Annotated in this window: 20 protein-coding genes; 12 read left to right on the top strand and 8 right to left on the bottom strand. The window is 33.5% G+C overall.

Going from position 1 to position 22,028, the window contains the following annotated elements; translation table 11 throughout:
* Positions 1-3: 3 nt before the first annotated feature.
* Positions 4-747 carry a cyclase family protein gene (locus tag LQ617_RS09350; protein WP_025906211.1) on the top strand — a complete coding sequence of 248 codons (744 nt, stop codon included), beginning with the start codon at positions 4-6 and terminating at the stop codon, positions 745-747.
* A gap of 109 nt (positions 748-856) precedes the next feature.
* Here LQ617_RS09350 and LQ617_RS09345 read toward each other — a convergent pair whose 3' ends face one another.
* From LQ617_RS09345 to rpmH, 8 genes are all read right to left on the bottom strand, one after another.
* Entirely contained in the window at positions 857-2,311 is a 1,455-nt protein-coding gene (locus LQ617_RS09345) for a carbon starvation CstA family protein (protein WP_037589460.1), read from the bottom strand.
* 151 nt (positions 2,312-2,462) lie between these two features.
* Entirely contained in the window at positions 2,463-3,302 is an 840-nt protein-coding gene (gene noc, locus LQ617_RS09340; RefSeq protein ID WP_239740203.1) for a nucleoid occlusion protein, read from the bottom strand.
* Positions 3,303-3,342: 40 nt separating this feature from the next.
* Entirely contained in the window at positions 3,343-4,062 is a 720-nt protein-coding gene (gene rsmG, locus LQ617_RS09335) for a 16S rRNA (guanine(527)-N(7))-methyltransferase RsmG (RefSeq protein ID WP_025906214.1), read from the bottom strand.
* Between the two features lies 1 nt (position 4,063).
* Positions 4,064-5,938 (bottom strand): tRNA uridine-5-carboxymethylaminomethyl(34) synthesis enzyme MnmG, encoded by a 1,875-nt coding sequence (mnmG, locus tag LQ617_RS09330; protein ID WP_025906215.1) that lies wholly within the window; start codon positions 5,936-5,938, stop codon positions 4,064-4,066.
* 15 nt (positions 5,939-5,953) lie between these two features.
* Positions 5,954-7,333: a tRNA uridine-5-carboxymethylaminomethyl(34) synthesis GTPase MnmE gene (mnmE, locus tag LQ617_RS09325; protein WP_025906217.1), complete on the bottom strand. Its 1,380-nt coding sequence runs from the start codon at positions 7,331-7,333 to the stop codon at positions 5,954-5,956.
* Between the two features lie 113 nt (positions 7,334-7,446).
* The gene (gene jag / locus LQ617_RS09320; protein WP_239740202.1) at positions 7,447-8,244 is read right to left on the bottom strand and encodes an RNA-binding cell elongation regulator Jag/EloR; all 798 of its coding nucleotides are present in this window, start codon (positions 8,242-8,244) and stop codon (positions 7,447-7,449) included.
* A 29-nt stretch (positions 8,245-8,273) separates the two neighbouring features.
* Entirely contained in the window at positions 8,274-8,618 is a 345-nt protein-coding gene (gene rnpA / locus LQ617_RS09315; protein WP_025906220.1) for a ribonuclease P protein component, read from the bottom strand.
* 97 nt (positions 8,619-8,715) lie between these two features.
* Positions 8,716-8,853, bottom strand: a complete 138-nt coding sequence (gene rpmH / locus LQ617_RS09310; protein WP_016999186.1) for a 50S ribosomal protein L34 — start codon at positions 8,851-8,853, stop codon at positions 8,716-8,718.
* Between the two features lie 551 nt (positions 8,854-9,404).
* Between rpmH and dnaA the strand changes: the two genes are divergently transcribed.
* The 11 genes from dnaA (at position 9,405) to gyrA (ending at position 22,019) form a co-directional block, all read left to right on the top strand.
* The gene (dnaA, locus tag LQ617_RS09305; protein WP_037589475.1) at positions 9,405-10,745 is read left to right on the top strand and encodes a chromosomal replication initiator protein DnaA; all 1,341 of its coding nucleotides are present in this window, start codon (positions 9,405-9,407) and stop codon (positions 10,743-10,745) included.
* Positions 10,746-10,911: 166 nt separating this feature from the next.
* A complete protein-coding gene (dnaN, locus tag LQ617_RS09300) occupies positions 10,912-12,045 on the top strand; it encodes a DNA polymerase III subunit beta (RefSeq protein WP_037589476.1) in 1,134 nt (377 codons plus the stop codon).
* A 114-nt stretch (positions 12,046-12,159) separates the two neighbouring features.
* Positions 12,160-12,399: a helix-turn-helix transcriptional regulator gene (locus tag LQ617_RS09295; RefSeq protein ID WP_025906228.1), complete on the top strand. Its 240-nt coding sequence runs from the start codon at positions 12,160-12,162 to the stop codon at positions 12,397-12,399.
* Positions 12,400-12,404: 5 nt separating this feature from the next.
* Complete coding sequence (locus LQ617_RS09290; protein ID WP_126476371.1) at positions 12,405-13,304, top strand: ABC transporter ATP-binding protein; 900 nt, start codon at positions 12,405-12,407, stop codon at positions 13,302-13,304.
* Complete coding sequence (locus LQ617_RS09285) at positions 13,297-14,541, top strand: ABC transporter permease (RefSeq protein WP_239740201.1); 1,245 nt, start codon at positions 13,297-13,299, stop codon at positions 14,539-14,541. Before LQ617_RS09290 ends, LQ617_RS09285 begins: the two co-directional genes overlap by 8 nt.
* Before the next feature lie 126 nt (positions 14,542-14,667).
* Complete coding sequence (locus LQ617_RS09280; protein WP_037589479.1) at positions 14,668-15,399, top strand: DsbA family protein; 732 nt, start codon at positions 14,668-14,670, stop codon at positions 15,397-15,399.
* A 15-nt stretch (positions 15,400-15,414) separates the two neighbouring features.
* On the top strand, positions 15,415-15,828 hold the full coding sequence (locus tag LQ617_RS09275) for a disulfide oxidoreductase (RefSeq protein WP_025906234.1): 414 nt from the start codon (positions 15,415-15,417) through the stop codon (positions 15,826-15,828).
* A gap of 262 nt (positions 15,829-16,090) precedes the next feature.
* Positions 16,091-16,321, top strand: a complete 231-nt coding sequence (gene yaaA, locus LQ617_RS09270; RefSeq protein ID WP_269750679.1) for a S4 domain-containing protein YaaA — start codon at positions 16,091-16,093, stop codon at positions 16,319-16,321.
* 3 nt (positions 16,322-16,324) lie between these two features.
* Positions 16,325-17,440, top strand: a complete 1,116-nt coding sequence (gene recF, locus LQ617_RS09265; RefSeq protein ID WP_049320720.1) for a DNA replication/repair protein RecF — start codon at positions 16,325-16,327, stop codon at positions 17,438-17,440.
* A gap of 22 nt (positions 17,441-17,462) precedes the next feature.
* Positions 17,463-19,385: a DNA topoisomerase (ATP-hydrolyzing) subunit B gene (gene gyrB / locus LQ617_RS09260; RefSeq protein ID WP_037589482.1), complete on the top strand. Its 1,923-nt coding sequence runs from the start codon at positions 17,463-17,465 to the stop codon at positions 19,383-19,385.
* Between the two features lie 33 nt (positions 19,386-19,418).
* Positions 19,419-22,019 (top strand): DNA gyrase subunit A, encoded by a 2,601-nt coding sequence (gyrA, locus tag LQ617_RS09255; protein ID WP_239740200.1) that lies wholly within the window; start codon positions 19,419-19,421, stop codon positions 22,017-22,019.
* The last annotated feature ends 9 nt before the right edge of the window (positions 22,020-22,028 follow it).

Raw genomic sequence — 22,028 nt, 5'->3', positions numbered from 1 at the left:
GTTATGTCATATCCATTATGGAACACGCTAAATCAACTGAAAGAATATAAATGGGTAGATTTAACGCATACATTTGATTCAGAATCTCCACATTTTTCAGCTTTTGAAAATGCAGAAACAAAAACATTGTATAAAGTTAAAGACGACGGTTTCTTTGCCCAATCATGGCAATTTCCTACACAATATGGAACGCATATAGATGCACCTATACATTTTGTAGAGCATAAGCGATATTTACATGAACTCGGTTTACAAGAAACAGTCTTACCTTTAATCGTGTTAGATTTTTCAAAAGAAGTAGCCCAAGATTCAGATTTCAGACTAACTAAAGAACACATTCTTCAATGGGAATCTGAAAATGGACCAATTGAAAGTGGAACGTTTGTCGCATTTAGAAGTGACTGGTCAAAGAAATGGCCAGATAAAGAGCAATTTGAGAATAAAGACAAAGATGGTCATGAACATCTCCCAGGATGGTCATTAGACGCACTTAAATACTTATTTGAAGAGAGAAAGATCAAGTCAATCGGACATGAAACATTTGATACTGATGCTTCAGTAGACATCCGTAAAAACAATGACATTGTCGGTGAACGATACGTACTTGGTTTAGATACTTTTCAAATAGAACTGTTAACCGGATTAGATGAACTACCAACACGTGGTTCAGTTATATTAGCCATTAGCCCTAAACCTAAAAATGCACCCGGATTCCCTGTCCGAGCATTTGCTATTACCCCTAAATAATAGCACTGCCATATGATATTTTTGAGCGAGTATCATATGGCAGACTACCTTCCCTATATTAAATATATAAAAAGCACCTTTCGATCTCCATCGAAAGGTGCTTTACTGTTTAATATTTAGATACGGGTGATCCTCCGATTTGATAATCTATTTCTATCGCATTTTCACTATTTTTACGATATAAATAATAGAAATACATAGACCATAAAATCGTCAAACCAGCTGATAACCAATAACTAAGTGATAAATCCATTCCAAATCCTATTGGTTGGCTTAATATATACGTGAATATATTCCATGTCATGAATAAAGCAGGTATTAAAGCGACATAGAAATTCTTTTTAGATAGTAATAAATACATAGCACCTATCCATAGTGCAATAACAGCTGTTGTTTGGTTTGCCCAAGAGAAGTATCTCCAAAGTATTGTGAAGTCTACTCTCGTTAAAATAAAACTAATAACAAACATCGGTATCGCAATTGCGAATCGATTCATTACTTTTTTCTGACCGAAATTAAAGTAGTCAGCCAAAATCATTCTCGCACTTCTAAATGAAGTATCACCACTTGTTATTGGTAATACAATAACACCTAGAATCGCTAATGTTCCAAATACAGAACCTAATAACATAGTAGAAGCCTCACTCACTACAAGCGCCGCTTCACCTTTCGCTAACACTTCTTGTAGACCACCATAGCCACCAAATAAACTCATAGCAGCTGCAGCCCAAATCATCGCAATAATACCTTCAGCAATCATCATGCCGTAGAATATTTTACGACCATTTTTCTCATTATTCGTCGTTCTAGAAATAATCGGCGATTGTGTCGCATGGAAACCAGATAAAGCACCACAAGTAATCGTAAAGAATAATAAAGGAAAAATTGGCGCCGAATCAGGATGCATATTTTTCAATGTTAATTCTGGTATTTCCGCACCAGTCATAATTAATCGTACAAAGATTCCTATTGCAGAAATCATCAAGATAAATCCAAATATCGGATAAACTTTACCAATAATTTTGTCGATAGGTAACACTGTAGATAAGAAATAATATAAGAAAATAACAAAAATAATAATACCTAAAGCTACTCTACCATCCATTAAAGAATGTAATAATAATGCCGGACTCGTAACAAATACAGTACCTGTCAATAACAATAGTAATAGTGTAAAGACGTTTACAAGATGTCTCATCACATTACCTAAGAACTTACCAGCTAATTCAGGTAAATGAGCTCCCTTATTACGTATAGAAATCATACCTGTTAAATAATCATGAACAGCACCAGCAAATATAGACCCTAATACAATCCAAATAAACGCAACTGGTCCATATAAAGCACCCATAATCGGTCCAAATATCGGTCCAACCCCTGCAATATTTAACAATTGAATCAATGAGTTCTTATTTGTCGACATCGGAACAAAATCAATATTATCCCTTTGATCATGAGCAGGCGTCGGACGTTCATCCTTAACACCAAACATTTTTTCAATATACTTGCCATATGTAAAATAACCTATAACTAATAAAACGATAGAAACTAAAAATGTAATCATTAAAATCCCCCTTTTTAAATGAAAACGTTTACAGAAAAGTATAAATGACTTTTTTACAAATAACAATAATATCTCGGAAATTTACAGAAATTCTGTATGTAAACATAAAAAAAGAGTTCAGGATATTGTTTAATATCCCAAACTCTATATTTTATTTCTTCTTATAAACTTTAATTGTAATTTCATAGAAGTCTTTATGTTCTTCATCAATTCGCTTGATTTTAATACCCTCTTTTTCAACATTTTTAATGCTTTGTCCGAGTGTATCAAGTGCTTCTGTGATGTCTCGTTCGAATTGAAATTGTTTTGCTTTTACTTTTTCAGAGCCGCGTATTTTCTTAACGCGATCTTCTGTTTGTTTAACGTTTAAGTTCTGAGATTGTATGGATGTTAAGACTTCTTGCTGCCCTTCATCATCTAAACCTAACAATGCTCTTGCATGTCTTTCTGTTATTTCACCTTTTTGTAATGAAATAATAATAGGTTCTGATAATTTGAGCAGTCTTAATTTATTGGCTATAAATGATTGGCTCTTACCCATACTAACTGCTAAGTCATGTTGTGTAATGTCTTCTAAATCCAGCAATTTCTTATAGGCTTCCGCTTCTTCTATAGCTGATAAATTTTCTCTTTGTATATTTTCAATCAGTGCAACGGCTGCTGTTTCTTTGTCATTTAATGGCTTAATAATAACTTCAGTTTCTGGTAAATCGTTATATTTCATTGCACGAAATCTTCGCTCACCTGCTATGATTTCATACATACCTTCTTCAATTGGACGAACAACAATAGGTTGTAATAATCCATGTTCTTTTATAGATTGTGCGAGTTCTTTAATTTTAGATTCATCGAATACTTTTCTCGGTTGATAACGGTTTGGCACTATTCTTTCTGTTGATACGACTGCCACATTACCTTCAGCTCGTGCTTCTTCTATGTGTTCTAATTCTTTGTCTTTAAGTCCAAATAATTTAGAAAAAGGCTTTTTCATCTCAATATACCTACTTTCGTTCATACATATTTCCCAGGAATTATTTTGTTAAAGGTTCTTTGTTTGGTGTTCCTGGCTTTCTTGGATACTTCTTAGGTGTTTGTCTTAATTTATCTATCGTAATAATCTGTCTCATACTTTCTTCAAGAGGTAGCGTAAATTCATGTACTGTTTTTACTTCTCCACCCAATACAGAAATTGCAAATTGTGCATCTTCTAACTCTTCATTACCTTGTGAGCCTTTTAATGCGACAAATTGACCGCCCTTTTTCACTAAAGGTAGACATAATTCACTTAATACAGATAATCGTGCTACTGCTCTTGCAGTCACAAGATCAAAGCTTTCACGATACTGTTGTGATTTACCGAATGTTTCTGCTCTATCATGTACAAAGTTTACTTGATCTAAGTCTAATGATGCAGCTAATTCATTTAAAAATTTAATTCTTTTATTTAGTGAATCTACTATCGTAATTTGTAAGTGTGGATATACGATTTTTAAAGGGATGCTCGGAAATCCAGCACCTGCCCCTACATCACAGATCGTTTCAATTTCATTAAAATCTATATAAAAGCTTGGTGTCACCGAATCGAAGAAGTGCTTCAAGTACACTTCTTCTTTTTCAGTAACGGCTGTTAAGTTAATTTTCTCGTTCCACTCTACTAACATCTCAAAGTATGTTTCGAATTGCTTAATTTGTTTATCTGTTAATGTTATACCAGATTCTTTTAACGTATCAATAAAAGTTTGTTCATTCATGTTAGTTCACCTTCTGAATTTTACCTTGTTCAATGTACACAAGTAAAATTGAAATATCTGCAGGGTTAACACCTGAAATACGAGAAGCTTGTGCAATATCAAGTGGTTTAACTTCTTTAAGTTTTTGACGTGCTTCAGTCGCTAAACTATTGATTGCATCATAATCGATATTTTCAGGAATTTTTTTATCTTCCATACGTTTCATTTTTTCAACTTGTGCTAATGATTTTTGGATATAACCTTCGTATTTCGTTTGAATTTCTACTTGTTCTTGTACGTCTTCATCTACTGGTGAAGTTTCTTGTAAGATTTCCATAATAGCTGCGTAATCCATTTCTGGTCTACGTAATAAATCTAAAGCTAATATGCCATCTTTAAGCGCTGTTCCACCGCGACTTTCGATAACACTTTGTGTATGTGCATTCGGTTTAATACGAATACCTCTTAATCGTTCTTGTTCAGCTGAAATTGCTTCACGTTTTTGATTAAATTTAGCGTAACGTTCTTCAGAAATCATACCAATTTCATAACCGATATCTGTCAGTCTTAAATCTGCATTATCATGTCTTAATAATAGACGATGTTCTGCTCTAGAAGTTAATAAACGGTATGGTTCGTTTGTACCTTTTGTTACTAAATCATCAATTAACACACCAATATAAGCATCTGAACGACGTAATATAACGTCTTCTTTACCTAATACTTTACCAGCAGCGTTGATACCTGCCATTAAACCTTGTCCAGCCGCTTCTTCATATCCTGAAGTACCATTGATTTGACCAGCAGTAAATAAGTTTTTAACGACTTTCGTTTCAAGTGTTGGCCATAATTGTGTTGGTACAATTGCATCATATTCAATTGCGTAACCTGCACGCATCATGTCTGCTTTTTCAAGACCTGGGATTGTTTCTAACATTTTACGTTGAACATGTTCAGGTAAACTTGTTGATAAACCTTGTACGTATACTTCTTGTGTCTTACGTCCTTCTGGCTCTAAGAACAATTGGTGTCTTGGTTTATCATTGAATCTTACAAATTTGTCTTCAATTGAAGGACAATATCTTGGACCTGTACCTTTAATCATACCTGAGTACATAGCAGATAAATGTAAATTGTCATCGATTACTTTATGCGTTTGTTCATTTGTATATGTTAACCAACAAGGTAATTGATCTAAAATGTATTCTGTCGTTTCATAACTGAACGCACGCCCTACTTCATCACCTGGTTGAATTTCTGTTTTGCTGTAATCTATTGTATTACCATTTACACGTGGAGGTGTACCAGTCTTGAATCTCACGATATCAAAGCCTAATTCTTTCAAGTGTTCAGCTAATTTAATAGATGGCATTTGGTGGTTTGGACCACTTGAATATTTCAAGTTACCTAAAATAATTTCACCACGTAAAAATGTACCTGTCGTTAATACAACAGCATCTGCTTCATAAGTTGAGCCGATTACCATTTCTACACCTTTAACTTTATTATCTTCTATAATTAAACGTTCAACCATACCTTGCATAATATCAAGATTTGGTTCGTCTTCAATTACACGTTTCATTTCTTCTTGATACAATACTTTATCCGCTTGTGCACGTAATGCTCTTACAGCTGGACCTTTACCAGTGTTTAACATACGCATTTGAATGTGTGTCTTATCGATTGTCTTAGCCATTTGACCACCAAGCGCATCGATTTCTCTTACAACAATTCCTTTAGCTGGACCACCAACTGATGGATTACATGGCATAAATGCTACACTATCAAGGTTAATTGTAAGCATTAAAGTTTTTGCACCACGTCTTGCAGAAGCTAAACCAGCTTCTACACCTGCATGTCCAGCGCCGACAACAATAACGTCATATTTTTGTGTCAAAATTTTTCCTCCTTTTTATTTTCCGAGACAGAATTGACTAAACAGCTGGTCAATTAGTGAATCACTTGCTTCTTCACCAATTACTTCACCGAGCAATTCCCAAGTTTTGATTAAATCTATTTGTACGATATCTATAGGTACACCGTCTTCAGCAGATTGAATTGCATCATTTATAGATGTCTTAGCGTCTTTTAATAATGCAATATGTCTTGAATTTGAGACATATGTCATATCTTGTGCTTGTACTTGTCCACCAAAGAATAACTCTGAAATCTTCTGTTCAAGTTCTTCGATACCTTGTTGTTCAACCATAGAAGTTTGAACTAAAGGATGGTCACCTATCATTGCTTTTAATTCATCAATATCTAACTTCTGTTCTAAGTCCATTTTGTTTATAATTACAATCACATCTTCATCTTTAATGACATCAAATAGCTGATAGTCATTTTCCGTTAATGCTTCATTATAATTAAGAACAAATAAAATTAAATCCGCTTCTGATAAAGCTTTTCTCGATCTTTCTACACCTATTTTTTCTACGATGTCTTCTGTTTCACGAATACCTGCAGTATCCACTAATCTTAATGGTACGCCACGAACATTGACGTATTCTTCTAATACATCTCTTGTTGTACCAGCTACTTCAGTAACAATCGCTTTATTATCTTGAATCAAGTTGTTAAGCATAGAACTTTTACCTACGTTCGGTTTCCCAACAATGACTGTTGATAGACCTTCTCGCATAATTTTACCTTGCTGGCCAGTTCTTAATAATTGATCGATTTCATTTTCAATATGCCTTGATTCTTTTAATAAGAATTTAGTCGTCGCTTCTTCTACATCATCGTATTCAGGATAATCAATATTCACTTCTACTTGAGCAAGTATTTCTAATATGGACTGTCTTAAGCCTTTAATAAGACTGCTTAGACGTCCTTCCATCTGACCTAAGGCTACCTTCGATGCGCGTTCCGTCTTAGAACGGATGAAATCCATAACCGCTTCTGCTTGAGACAAGTCAATACGTCCGTGTAAGAATGCTCGTTTCGTAAACTCACCTGGTTCTGCCATTCTAGCACCGTTAGATAACGTTAACTCAAGTACGCGATTAACCGTTACTAAACCACCATGACAATTTATTTCAACGATGTCTTCTCTCGTAAAAGTCTTTGGTGCTTTCATGACAGCTACCATAACTTCTTCTACGACTTCATCAGTCTCAGGATCAATAATGTGACCATAATTAATTGTATGTGATGCTACTTCAGTAATTTGTTTCTTACCTTTATATATACGATTAGCAATATTTAAGGCATCCGGACCACTTAATCGTACGATTGCTATTGCACCTTCACCCATAGGCGTTGAGATACTTGTAATTGTATCTAAATCCATGATATTCTCCTCCACCATTAATAACTATTCTATTGATTGTAAATGGTTTTGTAATATTTTTCGAATATATTGTTCGAAAAAATGCGGAGCGAGATGACTCACTCCGACTATTTTTATTTATTCTTAATGACTAAATATCGATGTGGTTCTCTTCCTTCAGAGTATGTTTCGATATTTTCAATTTTACTGACTGCTTGATGCATAATTTTACGTTCAAAGTTTGGCATAGGTTCCAATTTAACTGGTCTCTTTGTTTGAGTTGCTTTCTTAGCCATATTAAATGCCAATTTTTCTAACGTTTCTTTACGCTTTTCTCGATATGATTCGATATCTAATATAAGCGTATAATAACCTTTAACAAATTGATGCATATAATTTTGACCTACTATTTGTAATGCGTTCAAAATTTGACCACGCTTACCTATTATATAAGCAGCATTGTTGGAAGTCATATTAATATAAATTGTATTAGACTTAATCTCATATGAACCATCTACATCAATATTCATTTCTCTTATGATATTAAGTACATAATCTAAAGTGTTTTGTGCCACTTCATTTAATGAATCTTTTTTCTGATTGCGATCTTCACGTATACCTGTTTCTGACTGAATATCTTTTTCTTCTATTATTGTGTCTTCTTGATGTGTCACTTCATCTGTTATTGAGCTATTATCCTCTTCGACCGACGCGTGACGATTTTTTAATGCTTCAATTGATTCAAACTGTTTAAGTTCTGGATCGATTACAGTTAGTTCAATTTGTGCATCTTGTTTCATAAATCCAAAAATACCTTTTTTACCTTCATTAATAACATCAATTCTTACTTGTTGTTCTTGAACATTCAAATCTTCTAAACCTTGTTGTAGTGCTTGTTCTACTGATTGTCCTTCATAGCGCGATTTAAGCATGCTGCAACCTCCTAGTAATATATCAATACTTAGGGAATACGTTTATTAAAAACTTTAGCAATCTTCAATACATGCTCTAAACTCTTCTGTGTTTCAATGACTTTTAAATCAACAGCTTGGTTTCGAGCGATAACAATGATGTCTTTAGGAATAATATTTTCTTTATGATTCTTAAAACATTCTCTAATGGACCTTTTAATTCTATTTCTTGTAACAGCATTACCCATTTTCTTTGAAACACTTATACCTAATCTAAAGTGATCAAGATCATTTTCAGCTGTGTAAATAACAAATTGTCTATTAGCGACTGACTTACCTTTTTTATAAATTCTTTGAAAATCATTATTTTTCTTTATTCGATAAGCCTTTTCCACAAACATCCACTCCACAATACATCACTTAATTATTGTTTATTATACAAAACAATTCCTTCAATTAAAACAAAAAAAAGACCACTGCTCTTCAGTGATCTTAAGCTGATAATACTTTTCTACCTTTACGACGACGGCGAGCTAATACTTTACGGCCGTTTTTAGAACTCATACGTGCACGGAAACCGTGTACTTTACTATGTTTACGTTTATTTGGTTGATACGTACGTTTTACCATTTAAGAACACCTCCATTAATTATTCTTAACATCTAATTCTACATTAGATTATCATTTGTATGATATTCATTTATATATATCAGAAGATTAGTTTCAAAATTATTTATACCATACGTGTGATTTGTCACAATTTCAATAACTACTAAACTATAACAAATCAGATTTTAAAAATCAAGAAGAAATTTACAACTTCTATTTATTAAGTTATCCACTTATTCACAATGCATAACCAACTTTTTGTGGATAAATTGATTAAGATTTATTCTTATTCACAAAATAATCTCATCAAACTGCACATATTCACAGGTATTTGACAACTCGATTTGTTTAAAAGTATAATTGTGTGGATAAGTTATACAAAGCATTGATATTACTGTGATTATTTCATAAATATTTACGTGTAAAGATTGTGGACAAGAGAATTATAAAGTGTAGTTATCCACCGTTTGTGTGTAAGTTGTGGATAATAATTCACAGCCTGTGATTTTCTTTATCAACAATCTTATTTTATGTGTATAACTCAATAAATTTAAATGAGAAAGAGGACTTTTATGAATTCAAAAGAAGAAATTTGGGAGCAAGTGTTATCTATTGCTGAAGATCAAATCGCTTCTGCTGGTTATAATACATGGTTCAAAGGGACTTACTTACATCAAATTGATAGTAAGCGCGCAATAGTTGTTGCACAAAGTCCTTTTGTTGCTGAGTGGTTAACCAATAAATATCATGAACACGTCACAAACTTTATCTATGAAGTGATTGGAGACAAAGTTCAAGTTAAATTTATATCAGAAGAAGATTTACAAAGTGAAGATTTCACTGAACAGCCAGAAAAACCTAAAGAAACTGAAGCATATGAAGAAGTGACTAATAGTCAGCTGAACAGTAATAACACTTTTGATACATTCGTTATTGGACCTGGTAACCAGTTCCCGCACGCTGCTTCACTAGCAGTTGCTGAAGAACCAGCCAATGCTTATAATCCGCTTTTCATATATGGAGGCGTCGGTTTAGGAAAGACACATTTAATGCATGCAATTGGTCATTATGTGCTTGAACAAAATCCAAATGCGAACGTTCTATATACATCTAGCGAAAAATTCACAAATGAATTTATTAAGTCTATACGTATGAACGATACGGAAAGCTTTAGAGACAAGTATCGAAACATCGATGTGCTCTTAATAGATGACATTCAATTCATTCAAAAGAAAGAACAAACGCAAGAAGAATTCTTCCATACTTTTAATGATTTACATCAAAATAAAAAGCAAATTGTCATCTCAAGTGACCGTCCTCCTAAAGAAATTCCAACTTTAGAAGATCGTTTAAGAACACGTTTCGAATGGGGATTAATAGTAGATATTACGCCTCCTGACTTTGAGACGAGAATGGCTATTTTACAAAAGAAAATCGAAGAAGAAAATTTAGATATACCTGTTGAAGCTTTAACTTATATCGCTAATTCTATTCAATCCAATATACGTGAATTAGAAGGTGCTTTAACGAGAGTATTAGCATACTCCAAACTTAGAAATAAGCCGATCAACACAGATTTAGTAGCAGAAGCGCTTAAAGATATTATTTCATCACCAAGATCAACTAAAATCACGATTCAAGACATTCAACAAGCCGTTAGTAAAATGTATAACGTTAGAATCGAAGACTTTGCTGCTAAGAAACGTACAAAATCAATTGCATATCCGAGACAAATCGCTATGTATCTATCAAGAGAACTTACTGATTTTTCATTACCTAAAATTGGTGAAGAATTTGGTGGACGAGATCATACAACTGTCATCCATGCACATGATAAAATTAAAAAAGATTTAGAAAATAATCCAGAACTCAAAAATGATTTAGAACAACTAGAAAAACAAATCCGTGGATAATGTGGATAAGTTGTGCACAGTCATACACAGTTTATCAACATGTGAATAACTTTTATATCGCTATTTAAAGCGGGTTATCCACCAATCCACAGCCCCTATGACTATTACTATGATTTTAAAAGATATATAATTAAATATATAACGACTGGAAGGAGTTTTATAAGTTATGAAATTTACAATTCAACGAGATTACTTTCTTAATCAATTGAATGATACATTAAAAGCAATTTCACCAAGAACTACATTACCGATACTTACAGGAATCAAGATAGATGCGACAGATAAAGGCATCATCTTAACAGGATCAGACTCTGAAATATCGATAGAAATAACAATAAATCAAAATATTGATGGTGAAAAAATTGTAGATATTGAAGAAAAAGGTTCTGTAGTACTTCCAGGACGTTTCTTTGTAGATATCGTTAAAAAATTACCAGGTAAAACTGTTAATTTATCAACGAATGATCAATTTAAAACACTTATCACATCAGGACATTCTGAATTTAACGTAAGTGGTTTAGATCCAGATCAATATCCGTTATTACCACAAGTATCTGAAGACGATGCGATTAAATTACCAATCAAAGTATTAAAGAACATTATCGCACAAACGAACTTTGCAGTGTCCACGTCAGAAACACGTCCAGTATTAACAGGTGTTAACTGGCTTATTCAAAACAATGAACTGATCTGTACTGCAACAGATTCACACAGACTTGCATTAAGAAAATTAAAATTAGAAGACGAAGAAATCGATGATAAAAATGTGATTATCCCAGGTAAAGCTTTATCTGAATTAAACAAAATCGTTTCTGATTCTGAAGAAGACATCAATATCTTCTTTGCAAGTAACCAAGTATTATTTAAAGTTGGTCACATTAACTTTATTTCAAGATTACTTGAAGGGAACTATCCAGATACAACAAGATTATTCCCAGAGAACTATGAAACTAAAATCATCTTAGATAACAGTGAATTCTATCATGCAATAGATCGTGCATCATTATTAGCACGTGAGGGTGGTAACAACGTCATTAAATTATCTACGGATGTTGATAAAGTTGAATTATCATCTACTTCACCAGAAATCGGTACAGTTAAAGAAGATGTATCTACAGACAATGTTGAAGGTGAATCATTAAAAATCTCATTCAACTCTAAATACATGATGGATGCATTAAAAGCTATCGATAACGATGAAGTACAAGTAGAATTCTTTGGTACAATGAGACCATTTATTCTTAAACCTAAAGACGACGAAACAGTCGTACAACTTATCTTACCGATCAGAACATATTAATCAGCATGTAGTAGCTGGGACTCAAATTGGGTCTCAGCTTTTTTTGTGTCAAGTTTACTTGACATAGTGTAAAAATTCATATAATGTAAAGTTAACTTGACAGGAAGTGATGAATTGAAAAACAAAGTTTATGAATATCGTACACAGAAAAATATGACGCAAAGTGAACTCTCACGATTGGTTAAAGTGTCTAGACAAACCATCAATTCTATTGAGCGTTACAAATTCAATCCCACGTTAGTATTAGCACATAAGCTTTCTCAAGTGTTCGAAGTATCTATTGATGAATTATTTATTTTTGAAGAAGACGAGAATATAGATATTTCAGAATTAGAATCCAAAGAAAAGGAGTAAACATTATGACATTACTAATTAAAGATGTTTCCAAGAAATTCAATGACTTTACGGCAGTACATGATGTTAATTTGGAAGTTCCTAAAGGTACGATGTATGGATTTTTAGGTGGAAACGGTGCAGGTAAAACGACGACATTTCGTATGATTTTAGGTTTATTACCAAAGACAACAGGTGTTGTGACGTTTAACGATAAGCCAATTGACTATAATATGACGAATACGATTGGTTATTTACCTGAAGAAAGAGGCTTACATCCAAAATTAAAAGTTTGGGAGCAAGTGCAATATTTAGCTGAGCTAAAAGGCATGAAAAGAAAAGATATTTCAGAAGCATTAGATTATTGGTTAAAACGATTTGATGCATTTGAAAATAAAGAAAAAAAGATCGAAGCATTATCGAAAGGTAATCAACAAAAAGTTCAACTGATTGCAGCAATCATTCATAAACCCGAATTATTAATTCTTGATGAACCATTCAGTGGACTTGATCCAGTCAATGTTGAATTGCTTAAAGCTGCTGTTAAAGATTTAAAAGAACAAGGCACAACGATTATATTCAGCTCGCATAGAATGGAACACGTAGAAGAACTTTGTGACTATATTTGCATTATGAATAAAGGTAAAGCAGTCGTTGCTGGTTCTCTTGATCAAGTTAAAGACGACTTTGGTAAGAAAGATGTATTTATCGAAGGCGACTATGATTTAGGATTCTTAAAAGACTTTGAAGGTGTAGAAGCATTTAAAACGACTAAAAAAGGCGTTAAAATCACAATTTCTGATGAAAAATATGCAGAAAATATTTATCAAAATGTGACGAAGTTAGGTTACCTCAAACGATTCCAAGTTGCTGAACCATCTCTAAACGATATCTTTATAGCTAAGGTAGGTGATAAGCATGAATAAATTCTGGCCGACATTTAATTTAACGTATATGCAAAAAGTGAAAAGTAAATCATTTATCATCATGACTGCAATTTTTATGATTTTAATCTTTGCATTAAGTAACATCGACAAAATTATTGATTTCTTTGATAACGATAGTAAAGTTGTCGCGATACAAACAGATAACGACATGATTTATAAAGTATTAGAAAAGCAATATAAACAAAACGATGATATTGAAAAAGTAGAAAAAGTTTCACTCGAAAAAGGTAAAAAAGGTGTTAAAGACGAAAAGTATAAACGTTTAATTCAAGTAAACGTGAACGGTGAAAAAGTAGATGGCACAATTTATGAAAAAGGCAATGTCAGTGAAAGTGAGAAAATGACCTTACAATCAACGCTTAGCCAAATGCAATCATCATTAACAGCTCAAAAATTAAATCTATCAGAAAAAGATTTAAAAACATTAAATACACCAAGTGATGTGAAGACAGAAGAAATTAAATCGAATGATGAAAAACAATCTAGTGATGTTGATCCGAAAGTTCAAGCATTAAACTCAGCTGTTGTTTACATCATCATTTTCTTATCGTTCTTTATCACAATCAATTACGCTAACCAAATTGGTTCAGAAATTGCGACTGAAAAAACAACACGTGTGATTGAAATGATTGTTACAAGTGTTAAACCGTCGATTCATGTGTCAGCGAAAATTCTCGCAATCATCGCAGTTGCATTTACACAAATATTCTTTATCATACTGGCAATTGTAATTAGTATATTCGCATTTGATTTGAAAGGACTATTTGAGTCAGCTGGCGTTGAGTATGGCCCTGAGACGACGAGAATCATTATTTATGGCGCAGTTTACTTAATTTTGGGTGTTGTATCCTATATTTCATTAGCGGCTATTCTAGGGGCATTAACGAGCCGTATAGAAGATCTTGCTCAATCTATGATGCCAGTTACATTTATTTCATTAGCGGCATTCTATATTGCGATATTTAGTATTTCAAACCCAGATACGATGCTTGTAAAAGTGACAAGCTTCATTCCGATGTTATCGCCAATGGTCATGTTATTAAGAACTACATCAGAATCAACACCTGAATGGCATTTACTTTTAGGAATTGTCATTTCAATCGTTACATGTATCATTCTACTGGTGTTTGCAGCGAAAACATATCGTGGTAGCGTGCTCACTTATGAAAAAGGCGTTATCAAAAATTTAAAAAATGCATTAAATATTACTAAATAATTTTTACGAAAATATTAATCACCATTTTGTCACAAAACCTTAATGAATTTTTAGTGAATGATATAGAATTTCTTTAAGTGATAGTATAAAATTTATATTATCAACAAAAGAGATTGAGGGATTAATATGGCGAATAAAAATAGTAACAGTAATATTATGTTTTTAATGATAGCAATACTTGTTGTTGTCGTAGGTATCGTATTGCTTGTTGTGTTTGGTGGAAGCGGAAGTGACAACAAAGAAGATAGTCTATTTGATAGAACTGTTAAAGCCACAGACTTATCAAAAGATACAAAAGATAATCCAACACATAAAAAAGACAAAGCTAAAGTTCAAATAGTTGAATTTGGAGATTTTAAATGTCCAGCATGTAAAGCATTTGAAACGAATTACATGGATCAAATTGAAAAAGATTATATCGATAAAGACAAAGTGGAATATAGATTTGTGAACGCACCATTCCACGGTGAAGGATCTGAAATTGGTGGTGCATCAGCACATGCTGTTTATAAAATCGCACCTGATGCATATTGGGATTTCCACAGAGCATTATTTGAAGCTCAACCAGATGACCATAATGCAGAAACAGACGACGAATGGTTAGATCTTAAAGTAGTCCAAAAAGCAGTAGATGGATTAGATATTGATAAATCTAAAAAAGATCAAATCATGAAATTAGTGAAAGATAGAAATTCAGAGTCTTATAAACAAATGAAAAATGATTCAGATTTAACAAATAAATACGATGTAGACGTTACACCTACAATTGTGGTAGATGGTAAAGTATTATCAGATCCAATGGATTACGACAAAGTTTCTAAAGCAATCGATCAAGCTATAGAAAAGAAAAATAAATAAAAATAGGTGATATATTTGAAGCAACAATATGCACTATTTATTTCCTGGGTAATAGCTTTAGTAGCTATGTTAGGTAGTTTATATTTTAGTGAGATACGACAATTTGTTCCTTGTACAATGTGCTGGTATCAAAGAATCTGTATGTATCCACTCGTGTTAATACTCGGAATAGGCTCATTCCAAAATGATTTTAATGTTAAAAAAATAGCACTACCGTTATCAATCATCGGACTATTGATATCGACATGGCATTACTTAGAGCAAAAAGTACCAGGATTTGCTGAAATCAAACCATGTACACAAGGTGTTCCATGTTCATCAGAATATATCAATGTATTTGGATTCATCACAATTCCATTTTTAGCAGGAACAGCATTCCTGTTAATCAGTTTGATTTTAATTTTTACAAAGAAAGATAAAGCAATATAATATTCGAAAAGCTGAGACAAAGATCTATGTCTCAGCTTTTTTGTGTGAAAGTGTAAGGACAGGGCGCCATAGTATCTCACTATGTTCGTTAGCTATACTTTTTTGATTTTATTATGAAAATAATGTTTAAGTTCCGGACTTAATTTTTCACTTAGAATATAAATATTTTGAAGATTAATTTATCTTAAAATGAATTGTGCGTAAAAGCATGATTTTTTGGTGAAAAAAAGGTATAATATAGAGATGACTAATTAAGATTGGAGTGAAGATAGTGGTACAAGATATCTCAGTAAAAGACGATATTACTTTAGGTCAATTCCTAAAAAATGAAGGCGTCATTGGAACGGGTGGTCAGGCTAAATGGTTCCTCCAAGATGAAGAAGTATTAATAAATGGTGAACGTGAAACTCGTCGTGGCAAAAAATTACATGATGGTGATTTAGTCGAAATTCCTTCTGAAGGTCAATTTCGTATTAACCATCTCAGTGAATAGATTATGATATTACAGAAACTTACTTTAACTCATTATAGAAATTATGATAAATGTACACTTGAATTTAATTCCAATGTTAATATATTAATTGGTGAGAACGCGCAAGGTAAGACGAATTTATTAGAATCTATCTATACTTTAGCACTGGCTAAAAGTCATAGGACTTCGAATGATAAAGAACTCATACAGTTTGGTGAAGAGTATGGTAAAATAGAAGGTGAACTAAGTTATCGCCATGGCTCAATGCCTATTTCTTTAATCATTACGAAAAAAGGCAAAAAGGCGAGAGTTAATCATCTAGAACAGAGTCGATTAACGCAGTATATTGGTCACTTAAATGTGGTGTTGTTCGCACCAGAAGATTTAAATATTGTAAAAGGTAGCCCGCAAATCAGACGACGTTTTATTGATATGGAACTCGGTCAGATGTCTGCGGTCTATTTAAATCATTTATCTAATTATCAAAGATTACTTAAACAAAAAAATCATTACCTCAAACAATTACAAATTGGGAAAATGAAAGATCGAACGATGTTAGAAGTATTCAATGAGCAATTTTCAGAAGCGGCAGCCAATGTGACTTTGAAACGTGCGCACTTTATTCGTGAATTAGAAAAGATTGCCGAAGTGATCCATCAAGGCATTACGAGCGAAAAAGAAAGTTTAAAGGTTCAATACGAGCCGAATATTAAACTGTCAGAAACATATCAAGATGTAACTGAACTGAAAGAGGCTTTTTGTTCGTTGCTTAATGATTCAATGGATAAAGAAATCGAACGTGGAAGTGCACGCTTTGGACCGCATAGAGACGACATTAGTTTTCATGTTAATGATATGAATGTACAAACTTATGGTTCTCAAGGACAGCAACGTACGACAGCATTATCTATAAAGCTTGCTGAGATTGAGTTGATTAATCAAGTTGTTGGTGAATATCCAATTCTACTGTTAGACGATGTGCTAAGTGAACTTGATGATAATCGACAAACCCATTTATTAAGTACAATTCAAGAGAAGGTACAAACGTTTGTAACAACAACATCTGTTGATGGAATAGAACATGAGATTATGAAAGATGCCAAGGTATTTAATGTATCTAAAGGCAATATTATTGAGTAGATGAAAGTGAAGGTGGAAATACGTGTCAGAACAAAATAACGCTTCAAGTTATGGTGCAGATCAGATACAAGTATTAGAAGGTTTAGAGGCAGTCCGTAAACGCCCTGGTATGTATATAGGTTCTACATCTGTAAGAGGATTACATCATCTCGTTTGGGAAATTGTAGATAACAGTATCGATGAAGCATTAGCTGGATATGCAGATCATGTTGAACTTGTAATAGAAAAGGACAATTGGATTAAAGTAACAGATAACGGTAGAGGTATACCTGTTGATATTCAAGAGAAAATGGGACGTCCTGCTGTAGAAGTTATCTTAACAGTACTTCATGCCGGTGGTAAATTTGGCGGTGGCGGATACAAAGTATCTGGTGGTTTACATGGCGTAGGTTCATCTGTCGTAAATGCGCTATCTTCTAATTTAGAAGTTTACGTTCACCTTAACAATAAAATTTATCATCAAGCGTATGAAAGAGGTGTACCAGCATTTGATTTGAAAGTCATTGGTGATACAGATCATACAGGTACAACAATACGCTTTAAAGCTGACGGTGAAATCTTTACTGAAACAACTGAATATGACTATGAAACATTACAAAAACGTATTCGTGAATTAGCGTTCTTAAATAAAGGTATCCAAATTTCATTGAGAGATGAAAGAGATGATGAAAACATTCAAGAAGATTCATACCACTATGAAGGCGGTATTAAATCTTATGTTGAAATGTTAAATAAATCTAAAGAAGTACTATATGATGAGCCAATTTATATTCACGATACTAAAGATGACGTAGAAGTTGAGATTGCCATTCAATATAACAATGGTTTTGCGACGAATTTATTAACTTATGCGAACAACATTCATACTTATGAAGGTGGTACGCATGAGGATGGATTTAAACGTGCATTAACGCGTGTTATTAACAGCTATGGTATTAAGAACAAGCTTCTTAAAGAAGGCGAAGAAAAGCTATCTGGTGAAGACGTACGTGAAGGTATGACAGCTGTTGTATCTGTTAAACACGGTGATCCTCAATTCGAAGGTCAAACAAAGACTAAATTAGGTAACTCAGAAGTACGTCAAATCGTTGATAAATTATTCTCTGAACTCTTTGAACGATTCTTATTAGAGAATCCAAACGTGGCAAGAATCATTGTAGATAAAGGTGTGATGGCTTCTAGAGCACGTCTTGCCGCTAAAAAAGCGAGAGAAGTTACAAGACGTAAATCAGCATTAGAAGTATCAAGCTTACCTGGTAAACTTGCAGATTGTTCAAGTAAGAAACCTGAAGAATGTGAATTATACATCGTTGAGGGTGACTCTGCCGGGGGGTCTGCTAAATTAGGTCGTGACTCTAAGACACAAGCGATTCTACCGTTACGTGGTAAGATTTTAAACGTTGAAAAAGCACGTTTAGATAGAATTTTAGGTAATAACGAAATTCGTGCCATGATTACAGGTCTAGGAACAGGTATTGGTGGAGAGTTTGATATTAGTAAAGCGAGATATCATAAATTAGTGATCATGACAGATGCCGATGTCGATGGTGCACATATTAGAACGTTATTATTAACATTCTTCTATAGATTTATGAGACCACTTATTGAAGCGGGTTATGTATACATTGCACAACCACCTTTATACAAAGTAGAACAAGGTAAGAAAAAATATTATGTATTTAACGATAGAGAATTAGATAAATTAAAAGAAGAACTTAGCTCAACACCGAAATTGTCTATAGCACGTTATAAAGGTCTTGGAGAGATGAATGCTGATCAATTGTGGGAAACAACAATGAATCCTGAACATCGTTCAATGCTTCAAGTAACACTAACAGATGCGATAGAAGCTGACGAAACTTTTGAAATGCTTATGGGAGATGTTGTTGAGTTTCGTCGTCAATTTATTGAAGAAAATGCCGAATACGCAACGTTAGATATATAAAGCATCATTTACGATTTAAGGAGGATATGATTAATGGCTGAAATACCACAATCAAGAGTTAGTGAACGTAACATCAGTAAAGAAATGAAAGAATCATTCTTAGACTATGCAATGAGTGTAATTGTATCTCGTGCATTACCCGATGTTAGAGACGGTTTAAAACCAGTTCATAGACGTATTTTATATGGTATGAATGATCAAGGTATGACTTCAGACAAACCTTACAAGAAGTCTGCACGTATTGTTGGTGACGTAATGGGTAAATATCACCCACACGGTGACTCATCTATTTATGAAGCAATGGTACGTATGGCACAAGACTTTAGTTATAGATATCCATTAGTAGATGGCCAAGGGAACTTTGGTTCTATGGATGGTGATGGTGCTGCTGCAATGCGTTATACAGAAGCACGTATGGCTAAAATTACAAGTGAATTATTAAGAGATATCAATAAAGATACGATTGATTTCCAAGACAACTACGATGGTAACGAAAGAGAGCCGGTAGTCTTACCTGCTAGATTCCCTAATTTATTGGTGAATGGTACATCAGGTATCGCAGTTGGTATGGCAACAAATATTCCACCTCATAACTTAAATGAAGTTATAGACGGCGTATTAGCGCTTAGTCATAACCCAGAAATTACGACAAATGAGTTAATGGATATCGTTCATGGTCCTGACTTCCCAACAGCTGGTTTAATTATGGGTAGAAGTGGCATTAGACGTGCATACGAAACTGGTCGTGGATCAATCTTAATGAGAGCACGTTCTGAAATCGAAGTTATGAAAAATGGTAAAGAACGTATCGTCATTTCTGAAATACCTTATCAAGTTAATAAAGCGAGATTAATCGAGAAAATTGCTGAATTAGCACGCGATAAGAAAATTGAAGGTATTACAGACTTAAGAGATGAAACAAGCTTAAAAGTCGGTGTACGTATTGTTATAGAAGTTAGAAAAGATGCGAATGCTAATGTTATTCTTAACAATCTATACAAACAAACACCATTACAAACATCATTTGGTGTGAATATGATTGCATTAGTCGACGGTAAACCTAAATTATTAGGCTTACGTGCAGTTCTATATCATTATTTAGAACACCAAAAAGATGTCGTAACAAGACGTACGAAATATAACTTGAAAAAAGCTCAAGATAGAGCGCATATTCTAGAAGGATTAAGAATCGCGTTAGATCATATCGATGAAATCATTACATTAATTCGAGAATCACAAAGTGACTCAGAAGCGATGGAAGGTTTACAAAATCGTTTCAACTTATCTGAAAGACAAGCGCAAGCGATTTTAGATATGCGTTTACGTCGTTTAACTGGTTTAGAACGCGACAAAATTGAAAAAGAATATCAAGATTTACTTAAACTTATTGAAGAATTAAAAGAGATTTTACGTGATGAAGAAAAATTACTAGAAATCATTCGAGAAGAAATTACTGAAATAAGAGATAAATATGGTGATGAGCGTCGTACAGAAATTACGGCAGCAGGTCTTGATCAAATTGAAGATGAAGACTTAATCCCAGAAGAACAAATCGTTATTTCATTAAGTCATAACAACTATATTAAACGATTACCAGTATCTACATATCGTTCACAAAATAGAGGTGGACGTGGTGTACAAGGTATGAATACGATAGAAGATGACTTTGTTAGCCAACTCGTAACATTAAGTACACATGATAACGTCTTATTCTTTACGAATAAAGGTCGTGTCTACAAACTTAAAGGTTACGAAATTCCTGAAATGTCTAGACAATCTAAAGGCTTGCCAATCGTTAATGCTTTAGAAATTGAAAAAGATGAAATGATTAGTACAATGATAGCTGTTAAAGACTTATCAAGTGAAGAAGATTACTTAGTCTTTGCTACTAAACATGGTACAGTTAAACGTTCTAAATTATCTAATTTCTCACGTATTAACAAAAATGGTAAAATCGCGATCAACTTTAAAGAAGGCGACGAGCTTATTGCGGTTAGACTGACGGATGGTACGAAAGAAATCATTATTGGTACGAAACATGCATCATTAATACGCTTTGATGAATCTAAATTACGCCCATTAGGAAGAACAGCTGCGGGTGTGAAAGGTATTACATTAAGAGAAGATGATGAAGTTATTGGATTAGATGTTACAGATGAAAATCAACAAGATGAAATACTTATCGTAACTGAAAAAGGTTATGGTAAACGTACGTCAGCTGATCAATATCGTATCTCTAATAGAGGTGGTAAAGGTATTAAGACTGCCACTCTAACTGAGAAGAATGGTAACCTTGTTTGTATCACAACGGTCAACGGTGACGAAGACTTGATGATTGTTACAAATTCAGGTGTCATCATTAGATTACACGTAGCAGATATCTCTCAAAATGGTAGAAGTGCTCAAGGTGTAAGATTAATCCGTTTAGGTGAAAATCAACATGTTGCAACAGTAGCTAAAGTTGAGCCAGACGAAGATGAAATTGCAGAATCACCTGTTGAAGGTGTGTTAGAAGAAACAACAGAAACTGATGCTGTTGAAACTGACGCACAAGAAGGTAAAGAAGATTTAAGAGAAGACTTCATGGAACGTGTGAATGAAGATATCGAAGAACAAGATAATGACGAAGAATAATATATAAAA

Source organism: Mammaliicoccus sp. P-M59 (assembly GCF_022386135.1).
GTDB lineage: Bacteria > Bacillota > Bacilli > Staphylococcales > Staphylococcaceae > Mammaliicoccus > Mammaliicoccus sciuri_A.
The sequence above is the reverse complement of the archived record's forward strand: the minus strand, read 5'-3'. Positions and strand labels throughout refer to the sequence as shown.